This window comes from Nostoc sp. (assembly GCF_036918015.1).
GTDB lineage: Bacteria > Cyanobacteriota > Cyanobacteriia > Cyanobacteriales > Nostocaceae > Nostoc.
Genome location: NZ_JBALEO010000091.1, coordinates 84960 through 104723, shown reverse-complemented (window position 1 = coordinate 104723; position 19764 = coordinate 84960). Strand labels below are relative to the sequence as shown.

17 protein-coding genes are annotated in these 19764 nt (G+C 41.2%); 9 read left to right on the top strand and 8 right to left on the bottom strand.

The window, feature by feature from the left end; all coding sequences use genetic code 11:
* Positions 1–157: 157 nt before the first annotated feature.
* The 8 genes from hepA (at position 158) to V7K61_RS28165 (ending at position 11267) form a co-directional block, all read left to right on the top strand.
* Positions 158–2008: a heterocyst formation ABC transporter subunit HepA gene (hepA, locus tag V7K61_RS28200; RefSeq protein ID WP_335058623.1), complete on the top strand. Its 1851-nt coding sequence runs from the start codon at positions 158–160 to the stop codon at positions 2006–2008.
* Positions 2009–2152: 144 nt separating this feature from the next.
* Entirely contained in the window at positions 2153–3313 is a 1161-nt protein-coding gene (locus tag V7K61_RS28195; RefSeq protein WP_335058621.1) for a glycosyltransferase family 4 protein, read from the top strand.
* Between the two features lie 51 nt (positions 3314–3364).
* On the top strand, positions 3365–4357 hold the full coding sequence (locus tag V7K61_RS28190) for a glycosyltransferase family 2 protein (protein WP_335058619.1): 993 nt from the start codon (positions 3365–3367) through the stop codon (positions 4355–4357).
* Between the two features lie 197 nt (positions 4358–4554).
* The gene (locus tag V7K61_RS28185) at positions 4555–5757 is read left to right on the top strand and encodes a glycosyltransferase family 4 protein (RefSeq protein WP_335058617.1); all 1203 of its coding nucleotides are present in this window, start codon (positions 4555–4557) and stop codon (positions 5755–5757) included.
* The gene (locus tag V7K61_RS28180) at positions 5675–6604 is read left to right on the top strand and encodes a glycosyltransferase family 2 protein (RefSeq protein WP_335058615.1); all 930 of its coding nucleotides are present in this window, start codon (positions 5675–5677) and stop codon (positions 6602–6604) included. Before V7K61_RS28185 ends, V7K61_RS28180 begins: the two co-directional genes overlap by 83 nt.
* A gap of 117 nt (positions 6605–6721) precedes the next feature.
* Positions 6722–8191 (top strand): O-antigen ligase domain-containing protein, encoded by a 1470-nt coding sequence (locus V7K61_RS28175; RefSeq protein WP_335058613.1) that lies wholly within the window; start codon positions 6722–6724, stop codon positions 8189–8191.
* 32 nt (positions 8192–8223) lie between these two features.
* Positions 8224–9357, top strand: a complete 1134-nt coding sequence (locus tag V7K61_RS28170; RefSeq protein WP_335058611.1) for a glycosyltransferase family 4 protein — start codon at positions 8224–8226, stop codon at positions 9355–9357.
* Positions 9358–9617: 260 nt separating this feature from the next.
* Positions 9618–11267, top strand: coding sequence for a GMC family oxidoreductase (locus V7K61_RS28165; protein ID WP_335058608.1), 1650 nt, complete (start codon positions 9618–9620; stop codon positions 11265–11267).
* A gap of 123 nt (positions 11268–11390) precedes the next feature.
* Here the strand turns inward: V7K61_RS28165 and V7K61_RS28160 are convergent, their stop codons facing one another.
* The 8 genes from V7K61_RS28160 to V7K61_RS28125 all read right to left on the bottom strand — a co-directional run bounded on the left by V7K61_RS28160 (position 11391) and on the right by V7K61_RS28125 (position 19164).
* On the bottom strand, positions 11391–12578 hold the full coding sequence (locus V7K61_RS28160) for an MFS transporter (RefSeq protein ID WP_335058606.1): 1188 nt from the start codon (positions 12576–12578) through the stop codon (positions 11391–11393).
* 28 nt (positions 12579–12606) lie between these two features.
* Positions 12607–13878, bottom strand: coding sequence for a carbamoylphosphate synthase large subunit (locus V7K61_RS28155; protein WP_335058604.1), 1272 nt, complete (start codon positions 13876–13878; stop codon positions 12607–12609).
* The gene (locus V7K61_RS28150; RefSeq protein ID WP_335058602.1) at positions 13875–14114 is read right to left on the bottom strand and encodes a hypothetical protein; all 240 of its coding nucleotides are present in this window, start codon (positions 14112–14114) and stop codon (positions 13875–13877) included. The genes V7K61_RS28155 and V7K61_RS28150 overlap by 4 nt, the downstream gene beginning before the upstream one ends.
* Before the next feature lie 289 nt (positions 14115–14403).
* Entirely contained in the window at positions 14404–14823 is a 420-nt protein-coding gene (locus V7K61_RS28145; protein ID WP_335058600.1) for a hypothetical protein, read from the bottom strand.
* A gap of 174 nt (positions 14824–14997) precedes the next feature.
* The gene (locus V7K61_RS28140; protein ID WP_335058598.1) at positions 14998–15537 is read right to left on the bottom strand and encodes a DOMON-like domain-containing protein; all 540 of its coding nucleotides are present in this window, start codon (positions 15535–15537) and stop codon (positions 14998–15000) included.
* Positions 15534–16652 (bottom strand): phosphotransferase enzyme family protein, encoded by a 1119-nt coding sequence (locus tag V7K61_RS28135; RefSeq protein ID WP_335058596.1) that lies wholly within the window; start codon positions 16650–16652, stop codon positions 15534–15536. Before V7K61_RS28135 ends, V7K61_RS28140 begins: the two co-directional genes overlap by 4 nt.
* Positions 16653–17078: 426 nt before the next feature.
* Positions 17079–18392, bottom strand: coding sequence for a Tudor-knot domain-containing protein (locus V7K61_RS28130; protein WP_335058594.1), 1314 nt, complete (start codon positions 18390–18392; stop codon positions 17079–17081).
* Between the two features lie 412 nt (positions 18393–18804).
* Complete coding sequence (locus V7K61_RS28125) at positions 18805–19164, bottom strand: hypothetical protein (protein WP_335058592.1); 360 nt, start codon at positions 19162–19164, stop codon at positions 18805–18807.
* Positions 19165–19371: 207 nt separating this feature from the next.
* Between V7K61_RS28125 and V7K61_RS28120 the strand changes: the two genes are divergently transcribed.
* Positions 19372–19611: a hypothetical protein gene (locus tag V7K61_RS28120; protein ID WP_335058590.1), complete on the top strand. Its 240-nt coding sequence runs from the start codon at positions 19372–19374 to the stop codon at positions 19609–19611.
* Positions 19612–19764: the final 153 nt, after the last annotated feature.

Here is a 19764-nt window from a genome sequence, read left to right as displayed (position 1 = left end):
GAGGCTCAGAAAAATTATTTATGTAGCATACGATTCTAGATAATTAGTTTTCCAAATGCGATAAATTGTATCTCTACATCAGGGTTTTGTTGCTCATTCTGAACTGTATCGATCTATAGAGGTCTATCTACCTTGCCAAACTACTATGATAAAATTCATGAATTTACAGCTTCCTCAACCACTCAGTAATCTGCTCAAAGCTAGCAGCTTTTGGCAGGACAACTATTTGATATTGCGAGAATTTAAACACTTTCGCAAAATTGCAATTTTAGCTCTGGGTTTCTCAATTTTGGCGGCAACTTTTGAAGGTGTAAGTATTGGTTTCTTACTTTCCTTCTTACAAAGCTTAACTAGCCCCAATGCTCAACCCGTCCAAACAGGAATAGAATGGTTCGATCTTTGGATTTTGGGAGCCAAGACATCAGCAATTAATCGTTTATATCGCGTATCTTTGCTGATTTTATTGAGTACTTGGTTACGTGCCACCTTCAATTATTTTTCTCAAGTTTATACTGAATTATCTCAACTACATCTTGCCGATCGCTTACGCAAGCAAATTTTTGAACAGTTACAATCCTTATCGCTAAGTTACTTTAGTAAAACTCGTTCTGGCGAACTAATTAACACAATTACCACCGAGATTGAAAGGATCAGACAAGGTTTTAGTGGCGGAGCTTTTTTAGTAACTAGAGGACTAACAACCTTTGTCTACTTAATATCAATGTTTTTGATCTCATGGCAATTGACGATAATCTCAGCATTACTATTTACACTTTTAGGTGTAGGGTTGTCAAATCTGAATGCCAGAGTCAGAGAATCGAGTTTTGGCATGACAACTGCTAATGCTAATTTTACATCAACAGCCATCGAATTTATTAATGGGATTCGTACTGTTCATTCTTGTGGTACTCAAGAATTTGAGCGTCAGCGTTACTATAAAGCTAGCGATAAGGTAATAAGTAGCACAACAAAAGTTGTATTTACCTGGACACTTGTGAAGCCAATTGCCGAAGCGGTAGCGACTACGGTATTGATCGGAATGATTATTTTGGCATTCACTAGTCTTGTCACTAATGGAACGCTACAAGTTGCTTCTTTGCTAACCTTTTTCTTTGTACTATTCCGCTTTATCCCATTTGTTCAAGATATTAATGGCACGAGAGCATATCTTAGCACTTTACATGGTTCAGCAGACAATATTAAAAATCTGTTGAAAAGTGATGAAAAGTATTACTTTCAAAATGGCAGAGTTGAGTTTAAGGGATTAAACAGGTCAATAGATTTAGTATCTGTGGATTTTGGCTATGATGATGAAAATCTAGTACTGCATAATATTACCCTGACTATTGAAAAGGGAAAGATGACAGCATTAGTCGGATCGTCTGGCGCTGGTAAAACAACCCTTGCTGATTTGATTCCCCGATTTTATAATGCTACAGATGGATATCTTTTCATTGATGAAATCGATATCCGGCAGTTTGAAATTAACTCTCTACGTCGCAAAATAGCTGTCGTCAGTCAAGATACCTTCATCTTCAATACTAATGTTTGGCAGAATATTTCTTACGGCACTCCAGAGGCGACGAATGAGGAAATTCAAGAAGCTGCTAAACTAGCGAATGCACTAGAATTTATTTTGGAAATGCCCGAAGGTTTTGATACCCAATTAGGAGATCGGGGTGTTAGGTTATCTGGAGGACAAAGACAGCGAATTGCTATTGCACGAGCCTTACTGCGGAACCCAGAAATTTTGATTTTGGATGAAGCAACTAGTGCCTTAGATTCGCTATCTGAGCGCTTAATTCAAGATTCATTAGAAAAGCTATCTGTTGGTAAAACAGTAATTGCGATCGCTCACCGTCTTTCTACTATTTCTAAAGCAGATAAAGTTGTAGTTTTAGAACAGGGACGGATAGTAGAGCAAGGTAAGTATCAAGAACTGTTGGAACTAAAAGGCAAGCTTTGGAAATATCATCAAATGCAGTATGAACTAAGGCAGCCAGATTAGAAACAACATCCAATTACAAAACACTTACAACATATTTATCGGCTGTAAATCTCTACAGCCGTAAACTACTAAATATGTATCAGTAGTTTTGCAAAATTGTAAATTATTAAAATTAGTCCTATATACTTAAAAGTCATAGAAAGTATGTCCCAGGGAATATTTGACAAAGACCTAATTTATCAATGCTCAAGTTTCGGTGTCGGTGGGAGCGGAGGTGTTGAAACTTATTTAGCTTCTTTGTTTAAACATCGACCACATGATGTTAGCGATCGCGTGATAAAATCACTTAAAAATATCGATCAAAGACAGTTCAAACTGCTGCACATACACAGTCCAGATTTGCTATTGCAGCTTACAGGCGAATGTCCTGCTATCTTCAGCGTTCATAATCACTCATTTTACTGCCCTAGTGGCACAAAGTATTTAGCAGAGCAACGGACAATCTGCGATCGCAACTTCTCTTACTTAGGATGTACCTGGGGTAAATTAGTCGATAAATGTGGTAGCCGTAGACCTTTAAGAACTATTAGAGAACTTCAAACCACTCATCAGTTTTTAGATGTCTTGAAAAGGCTAAAAATTACTTTCATTGCCAATAGCGAATATGTACGGCAAGAGTTAATTCAAAACGGTGTATCCCCTGAACAAGTTATAACGCTACATTGTGGAATTTCTATACCAGAAACAGCAAGTTCACCCCTAAGCTTGGAAGTACATCAAAATCATCGAATTTTGTTTGCTGGAAGAATTGTTTCTGATAAAGGTCTGGAATGGTTACTGAAAACCTTAATACATACAGACCCGAAAATTCAACTCGATATTGCAGGTGAAGGTTGGGAAAGACCACGGTTAGAAAAGTTAGCAACTACACTCGGATTGAATCAGCGAATCACTTGGCATGGTTGGTGCGATTCGGATCAATTAGATAAACTTTATCAACAGTGTTTTGCAGTCATCTTTCCCAGCGTTTGGCCTGAACCTGCCGGTCTTGTAACTCTGGAAGCATACTCTCGTTGTCGACCTGTAATTGGTAGTGCAGTTGGAGGGATTCCAGAACATTTACGAGATGGAGAAACGGGTATTCTTGTTCCAAGCAATAATATCCAAAAGCTGGCTGATGCTATTAATGAATTGTCTAGAGATTATCAAAAAAGCCGATATATGGGTGAGCAAGGTCATACTTTATTGATGAAGGAATTTACAATGGCTGCTCATGTCAATAATCTCCGAACAATTTATGCAAAAAAAATAGCTGAATTCTCTTCCCAAGCCAACAAAGTATATAGTATCTCTCCAGCTAAATAAGCTGAATTAGATAGTACATCTTTTACTTAGAAAATATAAAGTGAGAAAAATATGTCATTACATCAAGAATCTCAACAACCTTTAGTCAGCGTTGTTATCCCCACCTATAATCGACCACACTATCTCAAGCAAGCGATCGCAAGTGCGATAAAACAAACTTATCAAAATATTGAAATTATTATTTCTGATAATTGTAGTTCCGAAAATCCCCAAGCAATTGTCGCATCTTTTGGTGATTCACGCATTAAATTTTGGCAGCATCCGCAAAATGTGGGGATGTTAGCTAATCAGCAGTATGGCTTTAACATAGCGCAAGGTAAATATGTTGCTAGTCTCCATGACGATGATATTTGGAATGAAGACTTTTTAGCAAAGCTTGTACCACCACTAGAAGCAAATTCTGATTTGATTCTCGCTTTTTCTGACCAATATATTATAGATGCTAATGGCATAATTAATCATGCTGGTACTGAAGAAAATACACGCGCTTACAAGCGAGACAAACTCGCCAAAGGAATTTATAAACCTTTTTCCAAAATTGGGTTAGTAGATAAAAGTATACCTACTGCTGCATCTTGCGTGATTCGGAATAATTTGGTGGATTGGTATAGTATTCCCTCAGAAGTTGCTGGGATGTGGGATTTATATTTAACCTATCTATTTTGTATATCTGGTTATGGCGCTTACTATTGTCCAGAAAGATTGACGCAATATCGTGCCCATGAACAAACTGATACTATGCTCAGTGGTAGTCGAGATGTACAAGCAAAAATTCGCAAAGCGAAAAGCGAAATGTTTTGCTATCAAGTATTTATGGAAGATCCTCGACTACAGGAATTTAGAACTCATTTTCAACAGAAATGGTTAGAAGCTAATACTACTTTGGGAATTGGTTTGCTACGAAGCGAACAGATAGCCGCAGCACGTCCTTATTTTTGGCAAGCGCTGAATCAACAAAAATTTAATGTGCGAACTATGGCAGCACTTAGTCTTAGTTTTACGCCGCGATTTTTAACAAGTAAGTTAATAGGAATATCGAAATAATATCTCAATATCTCTGAGTTGAGGAATTTATTTTACCCCACCCTAACCCTCCCCTTGTAAAGGGGAGGGAACAAGATTCTCTTGTTTCCCCCCTTTATAAGGGGGGATTAAGGGGGGTAATTCGACTTGTGTGTACACCGTAGGCCCTTCCCAACGGGAGAGGTGATTCAAGGATTTTATCCTTAAGGAAGTAGTGTATGAAACTTTGTATTGTTACTCATAAAATCAAAAAAGGTGATGGTCAGGGGCGGGTAAACTATGAGGTTGCTAAAGAAGCAATACGTCGCGGTCATCAATTGACATTATTAGCTAGTGAAGTCGCACCAGAACTAGAAGACAATAGCCAAGTTAATTGGATTAAAATTCCAGTCAAAGGCTATCCTACAGAATTTTTACGTAATTTTATCTTTGCCCAAAAAAGCGCAGATTGGTTGCGTAAGCATCGCTCTGACATTGATTTAGTTAAAGTCAATGGTGCAATTAATCTGGCTGCGGCTGATGTGAATGCTGTACATTTTGTCCACAGTTCATGGTTGCGATCGCCTGTTCATATTTCTCGCAACCGCCGCGATTTATATGGTTTCTACCAGTGGCTATTTACGGCTTTTAATGCCCGTTGGGAAAAACAAGCTTTCCAAAAAGCGCAGGTTGTGGTGGCTGTATCTGAAAAGGTAGCCCAAGAATTAGTCAATATTGGTGTACCGCGTTCTCGGATTAAAGTAATTGTCAATGGCGTTGACTTAGAAGAGTTTACCCCTGGTGAAAGCAATCGCCAAAAATTAGGTTTACCGGAGAATGTCACCCTAGCCCTCTTTGCTGGAGACATCCGCACACCTAGAAAGAATTTAGATACAGTCCTACACGCCTTGGTAAAAGTACCCGACTTACATTTGGCGGTGGTAGGTCATATCGAAGGTAGTCCCTTCCCACAACTAGCGGCATCCTTGGGATTAAGCGATCGCGTGCATTTTGTCGGATTTCGCCGTGATATCCCCGAAATTATGCGGTCAGTAGATTTATTTATTTTTCCTTCCCGATATGAAGCTTGTAGCCTCGTATTGTTAGAAGCACTTTCTTCAGGACTACCAGTAATTACTGCCACAGCTACCGGGGGTGCAGAGTTGGTGACACCAGAATGTGGCATCGTCTTAACCGACTCAAATGATATCGATGCTTTGGCTGTGGCGATGATGTCCTTGGTAAGTGTAGATATGCTCATGCAGCAAATGAGTCAAGCTGCTCGTTCTGTGGCAGAACAACACAGCTGGACTACTATGGCACAAACTTATGTGGATTTATTCGAGGAGTTAAGCAAGAATGCGGAACACCGTTCTGATACCGACTTATCGCCGTCCACAAGACCTCTCACGCTGCCTTTTGGCGCTACAAGAGCAAACTAAACCAGTCGATCAGGTGATAGTGGTTGTCCGCGATACGGATGCAGAAACTTGGCAATTTCTGGCGCAATACACAGCGCACAATTTGCCACTGCATCCCGTGAAAGTGACACAACCGGGGGTAGTAGCAGCTCTCAACGCCGGATTAGCAGCAGTGGAGGGCGATATTGTTTCCATTACTGATGATGATGCCGCACCCCACCCTGATTGGTTAGAGCGGATTGCAGCTTACTTTACCTGCGATCGTCGCCTCGGCGGTCTGGGAGGGCGTGATTGGATATACCACGGCAGCAAATTAGAAGACGAATCCCGCCCAGTAGTAGGACAGTTGCAATGGTTTGGGCGAGTCATTGGCAACCATCACCTGGGAGTGGGAGAACCCCGCGAAGTCGATATTCTCAAGGGCGTGAACATGAGTTTTCGTACCCAAGCTATCGGACAACTACGCTTTGACGAGCGGATGCGTGGTACTGGAGCGCAGGTACACTTTGAAATGGCATTCACCCTGGCATTAAAGCGGGCTGGTTGGAAGATAATTTACGATCCTAGCGTTGCTGTAGATCATTATCCAGCACAACGTTTTGATGAAGATCAGCGAAATAACTTTAATGAAATTGCCTTTATTAATTTAGTCCATAATGAAACCTTAGTTTTACTAGAGCATTTACCATTTATTCGCCGGATTGCATTTTTGTTCTGGGCAATATTTGTGGGTACTTGCGATAGTTTGGGCTTAGTACAATGGCTGAGATTTTTACCTAGTCAAGGGCAGTTGGCAGGGAAAAAGTTATTAGCATCTTGGCGTGGGCGTTGGCAGGGATATAAACAATTCGTAATTCGTAATTCGTAATTCGTAATTAAAACAGCCAAGTTGAAATTGATGGGTAAACAAGTTCGTAGTAAGGACTTTAGTCCTTATTTTCTAAGCACTAAAGTGCTTACTACAAACCTCAGAATCTAAAATTGAATGAATTCTAGACAGATACTTTTCAATAGTTTTTTACAAGAAAACTATTCTCCCGAAGAGCGATCGCTACAGGGTTGGATGGCGATCGCAGGCTTTATATTACTAACTGTAGTTTGCTATTTTGGTGGTGTTACTGCCGGATTGCGCCTAATTTACCCGGCGACAGCCTTAGTCGTAGGCTTATTTTTATACTTGCGGCATCCCATTCTCTACATTGGCTTTACCTGGTGGATTTGGTTTCTCACACCCTTAGCGACTCGCTTAGTTGATTATCGGGTAGGGTGGGATGCTAGCCGTCAAATGCTCATAGCACCCTACTTAGTGGTGTTTATTACCATAGCAACATTTTTGCGACACTTTCCCCGCGCTTCTCGCCAAGGGGGTTTGCCGTTTGTTTTGGCTTTTATTGGAGTTTTCTATGGCTTTCTCATCGGTCTAATTTACAACGCACCTATCCCTGTAGCACGCGGATTGATGGATTGGCTCAGTCCGATTATTTTCGCTTTTCACTTATTTATCAACTGGCGAGATTATCCCAGCTATCGCCAGAACATTCAGCGAACATTTCTCTGGTGTGTGTTGATTTTAGGAACTTATGGCGTATATCAATTTGTGGTAGCTCCTGAGTGGGATAGGTACTGGCTCATACAATCTAAATTATTTATGAGTTCTGGAAACCCTGTACCTTTTGGGATGCGCGTCTGGAGTACATTACACTCAGTCGGCCCCTTTGGTTCTGTTATGCAGGCTGGGTTACTGTTGTTATTTACGAGTTCAGGAAACTTAATTTTTCCGGCTTCAGCTGTTGGTTACTTATCTTTTCTATTGACACAAGCACGTACTAATTGGGGAGGCTGGTTATTTGGAATAATTATGATTATGGGTTCAGTCAAAGCCAAAATTCAAATGCGCTTAATTACCATAATTGTGGTCATGGCTATTTGTGTTGTGCCATTGACAACTATCGAACCAATTGCTGGAGTAGTAGCAGCACGTTTTGAAACTTTTTCTAATATTCAAGAAGATGGCAGCTTTAAAGATAGATCGGGAACTTATGATAGAAATCTCGGTTTAGCCCTTTCTAATGCTCTAGGTAACGGTTTAGGAAATATTTGGAAGGTCAACGAAAAAACTGGTCAAATTGAAGTAGTGGTAATTGATAGTGGCATTTTAGATATGTTTTTCACCCTTGGTTGGTTTGGAGGCATATTTTATATGGGTGGATTAATCTTTTTGATTATTACTGTTAGCAGCTATGGTGAAGGTCGTTTCGATAGTTTTGTCAGTGCTGCCCGCGCCATTGGGATCAGTGCCGCTTCACAGTTAGTTATCGGTAGCGGGATGTTGAGCGTATCAGGGATGATTCTTTGGGGATTTTTAGCTATGGCTATGGCAGGGCATAAGTACTATAGCAATCCTCAGACGCTCTCCAATATTCCTAACTTTTCTAATAAATCGAGAATCTCATAAATCTTATAACTTAAATAGGACTGATATAGATTATGAAAGTAATTATTGTCATGCCACTGGCCGAACAACGAGGCGGTGGTGAAATGATGCTTTGGGATTTGGTGCAGCAGGGACGTAATGCTGGTGTTGAGTGGCTGGTGATATTTTTAGAAGACGGCCCGATGGTCGCACAAGTAAAGTCTCTCGGTATTGATGCGCGAGTTGTAGAAAGTGGACGTTTACGCCAAATCCACCGTTTTATTGGCGCTGTTTTGCGGATTGCTGCGATCGCACGCCGCGAACGTGCAGATATAATTGTCAATTGGATGTGGATTACGCATATATCTGGAGGTTTGGCAGCAATGTTGGCAGGCTTGCCTGCTGTGTGGTATCAACTAGAAGTACCTAGTGATAAAACTTGGTTGGTGCGACTGGCAACTTTAATTCCAGCCCGTGCAATTATTACTCTTTCACAAGATGGCAAGCAAGCGCAGGCAGAGATTTGGCCCCACAGACCAACACCTTTGGTTTATCCTGGTGTCGCATTAGACCGATTTGAGCCTAATACTTTACCAACTCCAGAAGAAGCACGGCGGAAATTAGGTTTACCTTTACACGGGCCATTGATTGGAATTGTGGGACGATTGCAACGATGGAAGGGAATGCACGTATTGGTGCAAGCGATGCCCAAAATTTTACAGAAGTATCCTGATGCCCATTGTGTAGTGGTTGGCGGTAAGCACGATTTGGAACCGGATTATGAGGACTTCTTAAAAGCCGAAATCGCCGCTTTAGGCTTGAAAGACCAAGTAATTATGGCTGGACTACAACGCAATATCCCGGAATGGGTGCAGGCGATGGATGTATTTGTTCATGCATCAGATAAAGAGCCGTTTGGGATTGTGATTATTGAGGCGATGGCGCTGGGTAAACCTGTAATTGCTGGCAGTGCAGGCGGCCCGACAGAGATTATTACCGATGGCATGAATGGACTATTAACACCTTACGGCGATGCGGATAAATTAGCGATCGCAATTCTCCGCTATCTTGACGAGCAAGAATTTGCCCGAAGTGCGGGAGTCGCTGCTAGACAACGCGCCCTCGATTTCTCAACGCAGAATTATGCCCAAAATTTTATTAATGCAATTCGTTCTGTAATGCCTAGTCCTCTATCACAGAAGTTTTAATAGGTTTGTAGTAAGCACTTTAGTGCTTAAAAATCCAGGACTAAAGTCCTTACTACAAAAGCATTTACGCCTCATAATTCAATACGGTTCAGTTAAGTATTTCTTCTTTCTCTTTGCGTCCTTTGCGTCCTTCGCGGTTCGTTAAAAAAATTGACTTCGACAAAGAGCTTTAGCCTTAACTGAACCGTATTACCTCATAATTAATACCCTCTATGCATCTGCGCAATATAAAAAATATTTATGCAAAAGGAATTAAATCAATGTTGATTGATAGCCGCAAATTGCCAATAGATGAAATTATCAATACTGAAGTTTGTATAGTTGGTGCTGGCCCAGCAGGAATTACACTTGCACGAGAATTAATTGGGCAAGATTTTCGAGTCTGCTTACTAGAAAGTGGTGATTTGGAATTTAATCAAGAAACTGCATCTCTTGGTGAAGGCGAAACCGTTGGAGATCCTTTTCCGCCACTGCAAGATATGCGTCATCGTCAATTTGGTGGGATGGCTAATGTCTGGAATATTGAAATTAATAAAAATCAACTTGGTCTGAGGCACGTACCGTTAGACGCAATAGATTTTGAAAAACGAGATTGGATTCCATACAGTGGCTGGCCTTTTAGTAAATCTTACCTGAATCCATTTTATGAGCGCGCTCAAGCAGTCTGTAAACTCGGTTCTTTTGCTTATGAAGCTGAGGCTTGGGAAAATGCTCAATCTCCTCGGACACATTTCACAAGTGACCGAGTTACTACCAGTATGTTTCAGTTTGGCCCACGCGATATTTTCACCAATGAATATCGCCATCAAATCAATCAATCTCCTAATATAACTACATTCCTCAACGCCAATGTGGTAGAAATTGAGGCAGACGAAACAACCCAAACAGTGAAACGCGTGCAAGTTGCTTGTTTATCTGGTAAGAAATTTTGGGTTGTTGCAAAAGTATTTATTTTAGCCGCAGGTGGGATTGAAAACGCGCGTTTATTATTACTATCAAACAGAATTCAAAAGAATGGATTAGGCAACCAACATAATTTAGTGGGTAGATTCTTCATGGATCATCCATTTATCCGTTGTGGTATGCTTGTTCCGCAAAATCGCAAAATCTTTAATTCGATGGCTTTGTATGACTTACGCCGCGTGAATAATGTCACAGTCATGGGTAAATTTGCTCTGACGGAACAAGTGATGCGCCGGGAGAAATTACTAAATATGACCGCGTTGTTATATCCCAGAGATGAAAGGTATAGATCGGCTGCAAAGGCTTCTGCAAAAATTTTGTTCTCTTCAGTTCGACAAAGACAGTTACCTAAAAATATTTTTCAACATTTGCAAAATGTCATGACGAATATTGATGATTTAGTAGCTGATTGGTATAAATATAATCTCAAAAAAGAATATTTATTCCCTGATTTGAGTCATGGAGGATGGTCTGAGCGTGAAGGTAATGAACAGAAATATATAAAGTTTGAAGTTCTCAGCCAAACTGAACAAACCCCAAATCCAAATAATCGAGTGACACTCAGCGATCAACTAGATAAGCTGGGTTGTCCGCAAGCAAAATTAACTAATTATTGGAGCGAAACAGATATTTGCAGTGTGAAGCGATCGCAGCTAGTATTTGCACAAGAGTTTGCGAGCGCCGGACTGGGTGAGTTGCAGATTGAATTGGATGGAGATCGTCCAGTTGCTTCTCTTAGTACTCATCATAATATGGGTACAACGCGTATGCATCACGACCCAAAACAAGGAGTAGTCGATGCAAATTGTCAAGTACACGGCATCTCTAATTTATTTATGGCAGGTAGCTCTGTTTTCCCTACAGGAGGCTATGCTAATCCGACGCTTACCATTATTGCGTTGGCAATTCGATTAGCTGATCATCTGAAAGCTGAATTGTCTCACTAAGTATAACTTTGTGTAAAATTGTCATGTATGTAGCGATCGCCTGAGCTACATCCTTGGCTAAAGACGCGATGAATCGCGTCTCTACAAATGGTCTATTTGTCGCATTCTTTTTTCAAATTGGTATTACTTGCCTTTTACCGAATGTTGCACCAGCCAGAAATGTAAGCCTACCATTAGAAACGCTAATGGCAGCATCAACATTGGGATGATTTCTAAACTTGTCCAACTTGCAACCCAACCGGCTCCAGTGGGTATGATCGCTGCCCCCAAACTGGCGGCACTAGTGGCAATGCTAACAGCCGCAGGAACATGGGGGTCTGGCAATCGTTGAGGGATTAACCAAATGGTTGCAGGAAAGATGGCTGCCAACCCGAAGCCAATTAACGGTAAGCTAATCCATTGATCTGGCAGTTGCCACCAAGCAAGCAATCCAATTATTACAAGACTGAGCGACATACTGATTGTGCGGACTGCCCCAAGCGATCGCAAGAAATAACCTAAGATGAAACGTCCCAATGTTAATCCCAGCCAGTAGGCACTAACGCTGTAACCAGCAATTAGCGCGGGAGTGTGACGAGCGACAGACTGCACAGTGTATGCCCAGTTGCCGATACAGGCTTCAGTACCAACATAAACCAGCAAAAGTAGTCCAGTTAGCAGTACTATCGGAGTTTGCAGCGCTCTGCCCAGATTTTCTAACGCAGTTGTCTTTGATGGCAATACCCGTACTGTCATTGGCGTGTAGTTGAAGATGATGATGCCCAGCACGCTCACAATTAATAGGCTGACAATCCCGGCTAATACCCCATAAACTTGTCGCCAGTTCATGCCAACCGCTAATAAAGTAGTAGCGATCGCAGGGCCCGAAAGTGCGCCAATACCATAGAAAGCATGGAGCAAACCAATCAAATTGGCACTGCGGGAATCTTGCACAATGTAGGTGTTAATGCCTGCATCAATCAACCCAATGCCCAATCCCAACGCCGATCCAGCGGCAACCATGAGATACCAGGAAGGTGAGATGGCATAGATTGTCAGTGCCATCGTCAGCGCACCCGCAGCAATCAACAGCATTCGCGCTAACCCCAGCCGACTACTCACCAGACTGCTGGTGAATGCGGCCAGAATGTAGCCGCTAATTTGACTGAGAAACAGCAGGGTGACGGTTGCTGGAGTCAGGTTATAGGTAGAGAGAATCGAGGGTAGAAGAACTCCTAATCCTGCTTCAGCGATGCCAATGGCAATAAAGGCATAGAAAGCGATCGCCAAACCTATCCACAGAGGCGGTAAGGTGCGTTGATAGTCTGTCATTGGCTGGAATGTCTCTGGACTGCTAAGTTTAAGGGAGCCATTGTAATCCCTTATTCTGTAGTTTCTGCTCGATCTGCTGCATTTCCTGGATAGTTTCTCCAGTCACGATCGCATAAATTTCGGTGTAAATTTTTCCGTATTTGACCCTCTCTAAAGCCGACAGAACGATTAAGTCCTTGCGATCTAGTTCTGGTTTTAAAGTCACTAAAATTGAATCTAACGTTCCTTCCATGCGGTAGCTACTAGAATATTTAGCAACTTCCTTTCCCAGTCCCAGTAGGGTATGGCGCTGCAAGCACAACGGAGTCGATCCATTGACTCGGAAATTGGCATCGATTGCATAAAACTCCCCGTCCCGATCTTCCAGCACATCGAACCCAATTACGCCGAAATAACCATGTTTGTAAGCATACTCACCAATGGCGGCAATCATCTCAAAGAACTTGCTCATGTCAGTGTTACGGTAGTCAATCAGTCCTCCTAAATAGTTACCTTCTGGAGTGACGAGTTGGCTGGTAGTGCCAATGAGGGTTATCTCTCCCGTTTTGTTGACATAAAACTGTACGCAGTAATTCTGCACTTCATTCTTAACGAACTCCGAGACAATAATCCTATCGAGTAACTTAATATCCAGATATTTCTTGATTTCTTCAAGACAGTAGTTCAGATCGCTGAGGCTTTTGATGATATAAGTGCCTTCCCCTGAGAGTCCGTGGGACGTTTTAATTAAGTAGGGAAATTGTGGTAACTGAATATCTTCTAGACTACAGGTGTGTAAATTGTAACTCTCGTATTTTGGACATTGCACCCCCAGTTCGGCTAGGGTTACTTTGCTGAGTAAACGGTAATGAGTGTCTGAATCAATAGCGTGTTTTTCAGGTTTTAGACGATCGAAAGGAAATAGAGTGATGAGTTTATCAAAGCGTTCGCTGTGGCTGAGATCGTCCAAATAAGTTAAGCGATCCATTATCAACCTATTGGAGTAGCTGAAGCCGAAATGCTCTTGCCAGTATGCAAGCAGCGACTTTGGCGGCGGATTAATCATAATTCCTGGAATGCGATCGCCTAATACAGCTAAAATTTTCCAAGGTTCCTTTTGGCAAATCTTGTCAAAGGAGGTTTTGGTGGCTTCACTACTGCCATCTTGAATAAAATATTTTTCCAGGTTGGGATAAGCAGCCCAACTAGCAGTTGCAGGGTAATTTAGAATAAACCCATAAGATGCATCTGTGATATCTTGAGCAAACAGATCGGAAAGAGAACTCCCTTGAAAGTATTGAAAGTTATATTGTGAGTTCATTTAGCCCTCCCATAAACCGCACCCTTAAACAGTTGCACAGATACATTTTCTGTCTGCACTCCTGCCAGCAGCATCCAATCTTGGTCAAAGACAATTTCTTTAGTAATTGCAGCTAAGGCTTCAATAAATTTCGACAAAATGAATCTATCTTTTGGTTGACTTTGTTTAAAAAATAGTTGTAATTGTTTTGTTTTACTAGATTTTCTACCCTGAAGATTGCCATATTTTGTTTGCATAAAGCTAATATATGATAATTGGCTTTTATTTATATATCTTACTTATCTTTTAAGTAACTCTATCAAACGAAAGAAGTAAATTAGTTTATTTATTATCTGATTATTGTAGAGACGGCGATTCATCGCGTCTCTTGCCTTAACCGAAATTATTTAGCAGACACCTAATCTAAAACCCCCATACCTTAGATGTACAGGGGTTATTTCAGCTTGCGCGGAATGGTTCAAGGAAAAGGTTAACTTGTATTTCATCCAATTGGAAACTTAAACATGGCCATAGACAAAACTATGCTTATTCAGGATAATCTACTCCGGTTAATACCCCCAATTGTAAATTAACAGCACTGATGTAGTCTTGATTGTTTAAAACTTGTGCTGGTAATTTTTTAGCATTGATCGCAGCTTTGACTAAATCTTTCGCAGTAATATTTCCGCGTTGACCTTTAGAAATCAAAGTTCCTCCACTAGGAACTCCTTGCTGTTTAAAACCACCTTGGTAAGCAAGATTAACAAGATTAAACGGCTGAATATAGCTGACATTGCTGGAATTACTGCCTAATGCATCAGAATTAACTGCTGTGTTTATTGATTTCTCACTAGTGGCATTAGTACTTGTATTCTTGTTCGCGCCTGTTTGAGCGCTAGCGATGCCAGATGTGAAGGCAAGAGAAGCAACGATCGCTGTAGAAGTTATCAATGTTGTTAATTTCATAACATACTCCTTAACAAGACTAAAGTAGAATCAATAGTTTCTACTAATATATTAATCTTATTTATAAAAATAAAACTCATACAACTGGCTCACCCAAACGGTTGAATTGTTTCTCATCCCAATGAATGACTTGTATACCACCTTCTCGTTCTGGCATATTGATACCAGTAAATCTCACAACTCAACGATAAAACTGTCTCGGAGATGAAAGTCAGCCTCCGCGCCTCGATGAGTTAACGCCCAGTAAGTAATATCACTATTTCTGTGGTTAATAACTGTAGTAATGGCAACTTGAATTTCTTGTTCTGCCGAGACAATTTTATCCAAATCAACATTTAAAGCCAGTTCTAGACTATCAACTTGATTCTGAACACTAAATGGTAGCTTTTTAAAAGCTGTTTCCTCTTGCATCCCTTGACGATACCCTTCAAAACGATAGATATTCCAGTGTCCGGCGGGGGAGAGGTTAAATTCCCAATACCGTGCAGAATCTTTGATGCCAAGAAAGAACTCAAAACAAGTGTCTTCCCATAATTCGTACTTGCGTGATGGTGCATTTGATGGTGGAACAATTGCAATTTCTTTTAAATCGCCTCCAAGGTTGTAGCAGATGGTAAGTTGATTAGCATTTCGGAAAATATTGCCTGTAATTTTCAAATGAGGAAAGGACTCGGTAGAAGGGAAAGGTTGCAGAGAAAATGTCTGGTTGTTCATTTCATATCTTGGATAATTTTGCGAATCTGCGTTTCTTGAGATTCAATACTTTCAGTCAGCTTAAACTGGACGATCGCTCTTGCTAAATTATGTTCTGGGTGCTTAACTTTAAAGTAGACATTCCCTGCTAAATAATCAGCAAAAAATCTCAGTCCTAGTTCAAAAGTAATTAGACGGATGGCATCATAGATGTATGCATAATCATTCTCGGTCAGAAATGCCTTAGCCACAGCAAGATAACCTTGGAGGATTTCTTGACACAGATCGGTATCGAAATAAATACTTTCCCAATTCTCGGTTTCTTCACCAGCCGGATTGCAACCCGATCGCAGGCAATCACCAATATCGTAATGTACCAGACCGGGTTTCAAGGTGTCCAGGTCGATGACGCTAACGGCTTGCTGGGTAACAATGTCAAACATCACGTTATTGATTTTTGGATCGCCGTGCATCAGACGCAGGGGTAGCTTGCCTTCAGCTTTGGCATTTTCTAGGATATGTGCAAAGGTTTGGCGATCGCTAACAAACTGTAAACAATAATTAACTTCAGAAGATTGACTCACACTAGTTTTCGCCAAAACTTCCTCGTAATGCTGGAGATAAAACGGTGTAATATGGAAGCCTTCAAGGGTGTCAGCAAGTTTTTCTGCTGGCAAATCGCTGATTAGATTGTGGAACATCCCCAAGGCATAACCGATTTCTTTGGCGTGTGAGCGATCGCGCATACTATCAAAAGACTGGGAGCCTTCAATAAAGCTGATTGCCCGCCAAAATGAGCCGTCTGCATCCTTCCAGTGGTCTTGAGCGTTTTTGGTCAACAGTACGCGTGGCACTTCCCAGCGACGATTCAGGGGTGTATCCTGCAACCTTTTTTGAACGTGTTCAGTTAAGGTACACATATTCTGCATAATCAGTTCTGGCTGACGAAACACTTGCGTGTTGATGCGTTGCAAGACAAAATGTTGTTCTTTTGAGGAATCTAGAGTTGCTAAAAAGGTGTCATTGATATTACCACTGCCCAATGCTTTAACGTCTATAACCTTCCCCAGTTGGGCGAATTGGTTAGCGATCGCCACCAGATTCCGGGTATCCTGTGTATTAAATTCTTTTATCATCTGTTTGACCTGTACTACTCCTGACTTTTCACGGTATCTGGAAAACCTCTCTCTAAATCTCTCTCCTAAAAGGAGAGAGACTTTGAATATTCCCCCTTCCCTCGTAGGGAAGGGGGTTAGGGGGTTAGGTTTTTCGTGGCTTTTCCACATAACGTGAAAAGTCAGGTACTACTCCTCACGTACATTGCACGAAAGCAATAGGGGATATCGTAGCGCAAGTATCAAGATAATTCGTAAATCGTAATACTTCGGCTACGCTCAGTACAAGTTCGTAATTCGTAATTGATTACCGAATTGTCAATTATGAATTTTTAAAAGTACTACAGCAATTCTGAATCCATTCGTGAAAAACAAGATCCCCGACTTTTTTGAAAAGTCGGGGATCTGCGGGTTGCAATTCTCGTCAACCCCATGCTAATTCAAGAGTTAAGAAATCTCATCGCTATCAACCCACTCGTCATAAGATGAGTCATAACCAACGTAGTGAAGAAAGTATTGCTGACCTTGGATTTGCTCAATTGTTGCGGAATACCAAGCTTCTTGGTCATCATCCCAACATTTTACCTTTTGACCTACTGCATATCCATTTTCATCAGTGGAGCGAAGATCGCGAGTCCGAATGTCATCTTCGCCTACCCACTCGTCATAAGATGAACCGTAACCAAGGTAATGAACAAAGAACTGGTCATCTTGGATTTTCTCAATAGTTCCCTGATACCAATCCTCGTCATCATTATCCCAGACTTCTACTGTTTTGCTGACTTCATACTGAGTCTTATCTGATTTATCCGATTTAACAGCAGATGAGACATCTTGAATCGGCTTTTGTTCCTCTTGTTTGATTTCCTCTTTTACTAGAGTGTATGCTTGCAAAATCAAACTGCGAGCGACAGTTTGAATTCCTGTATGCTCGTAGTAATTGGTAGTTTGATCTAGGAATGCTGCAACTAAATCTAAATTATCATCAGCAATCTGAATAAAATTACCCAAATGACTAGAAATTGATTGCGGGGTTACGCCTGTCTTGGATACTAAATTAGTCATCCAGCCTTGCACAGAGTTGAAACTCTGATTGATAAAACCAACTTTATCAGAAGGATTACTGCCTGGAAGAAAGTTATTAACGGCTAAGAAAACCGGATTTTGAGTTATTGCACTAGAATCAGTACCACTAATAACTCCGTGAATTTTGTTGAGAAAATCAGGCCCCAAGGGCAGAATTCCATCTAGACAAACTAAAGCTACCATCCGCATTAGAGATGCATTTTGATAGTTGTTAGTCAGGGAATTAGCAAACTCTTGGGGATTAGGTTGAGGAATACCATTTAGTTTGCAAAAGGCAATGATTTCGACGGCAATTTTCAATACTAAGTCAATAGATTGAGTGACATCAGCTTTAGGAGTAATTTTACCTAAAAAAGAGAGAAAGCCGATTTTCTCACTAACTTTATTCGCTAAAGCCGCCGCTGCCATCGCTGTGTCTGCCTTATCAATTGTTTGATAAAGTTTGATGGCAAACTGGTAGCCTTTTTGAGGATCTTCGTAGAGAACAACAGCGCGATCGCGGATTTTCTGAATTACCTTAGCATCGGTTTCTCCAGTAATGGCGCGGATATTATTGTCAAACCCCGTCAAATTGCTCCATTCACCTGGTGCTACATAATCAAGAGCTTTTAAAACTTTGACAGTAATATTGTCAGTCGGTAACTCGTCAACCAACTGAATAATTGATTTATCCATCAGCCGATCCTCAAAACTCCAGATATTGTTACAACACGGTTCAGAGCAGCCCACATCTAGCGCTGGGCAATTACTAAACCTCTTGCAAAAGTCCCTAACACCCCACCCCCAACCCCTCCCCGCAAGCGGGGAGGGGAGACAAAGCGTAGCTTTGGCGGGGTGGGGTTCTTTCTTATTTTTGATTTATGCAAGAGGTCTACTAAACCGTATTTATAGAGTTCCCCAACCTGACCAAAAAATAACGATGTTAGTAACAGACGCTACACCTCAAGATATTGCATAGGCGATCGCATCCCAAACGCAAAGCTGAATCAACAGCTTGAGTCTGCAAAGGATGCAATCGCTTTCCAGACAAAACCCAGATGGATTGGCAAACTTAGACGCAGACAGCAATTCTCAATCCAAAATGGTATTATTTCGACAAAACCACGCTTTGACGCACAGTACGCTTGCGATCGCTTTTACGAGTACCTCCAGCCATCTGATATTCGTGGCTATTATTACCATATTTATAAGCAATACCACGTAAAAGTTTCTCAGAATAGTCTGCTAATTCCTGTTCATTTTCGACGAGTTGGGTTAGTAAAACATCAATAGTGGAGAGGGTGGTATTGTATGCTTCTAGAGATTGCCGCACCCTATCGATTTTTTCAGTATAATCTTTGACTGTTAGCCCCTCTCCGACATCGAGAGTTTGACTAATAGATTTAACGCTTGCTAGACGTAGTTCAGCTTTGCCAAGAGTACGTGAATTGCGTTTTCGCCTTCCCATAATTAATACTCATTTTCTCAATTTCTCATAACTCTATAGTGGACAATTGTTGAAAAGGTTGTCATACGTAGAATTGTTGATTTTTCTAAAAAAGCCTAAAATTTATTTGCTTTATACCAATTCGTAATTACTAATTCTAAATTACGAATTATGAATTAATATAATGTCAAAGCGGAAGTTGCTACAGCTTGCGCGAAACACGGAAACGTGAAAGCGGAAGTTGCTGCAACCAAAGCGGAAGTTGCTACAACTTGCGCAAAACACGGAAACGTGAAAGCAGAAGTTGCTGCAACCAAAGCGGAAGTTGCTACAGCTTGCGCGAAACACGGAAACGTGAAAGCAGAAGTTGCTGCAACCAAAGCGGAAGTTGCTACAAGATCAGTCGCTCCCTTCGACTTCGCTCAGGGAACGCTCCTTCTGAATTTTCATCATCCTTGTAAAATTTGAACAGGAGTCAACTTTAAGTCAGCAAATACCAGTGAAGCGATCGCTCCAAAATCCCGAAAGTGCGATGTCTACCCCACCGCAGGCATCGCAGTAGCAGTAATTGATTTCCTTAAGCAAAACGTTCCCTGAGCGGAGTCGAAGGGAACATTCTAA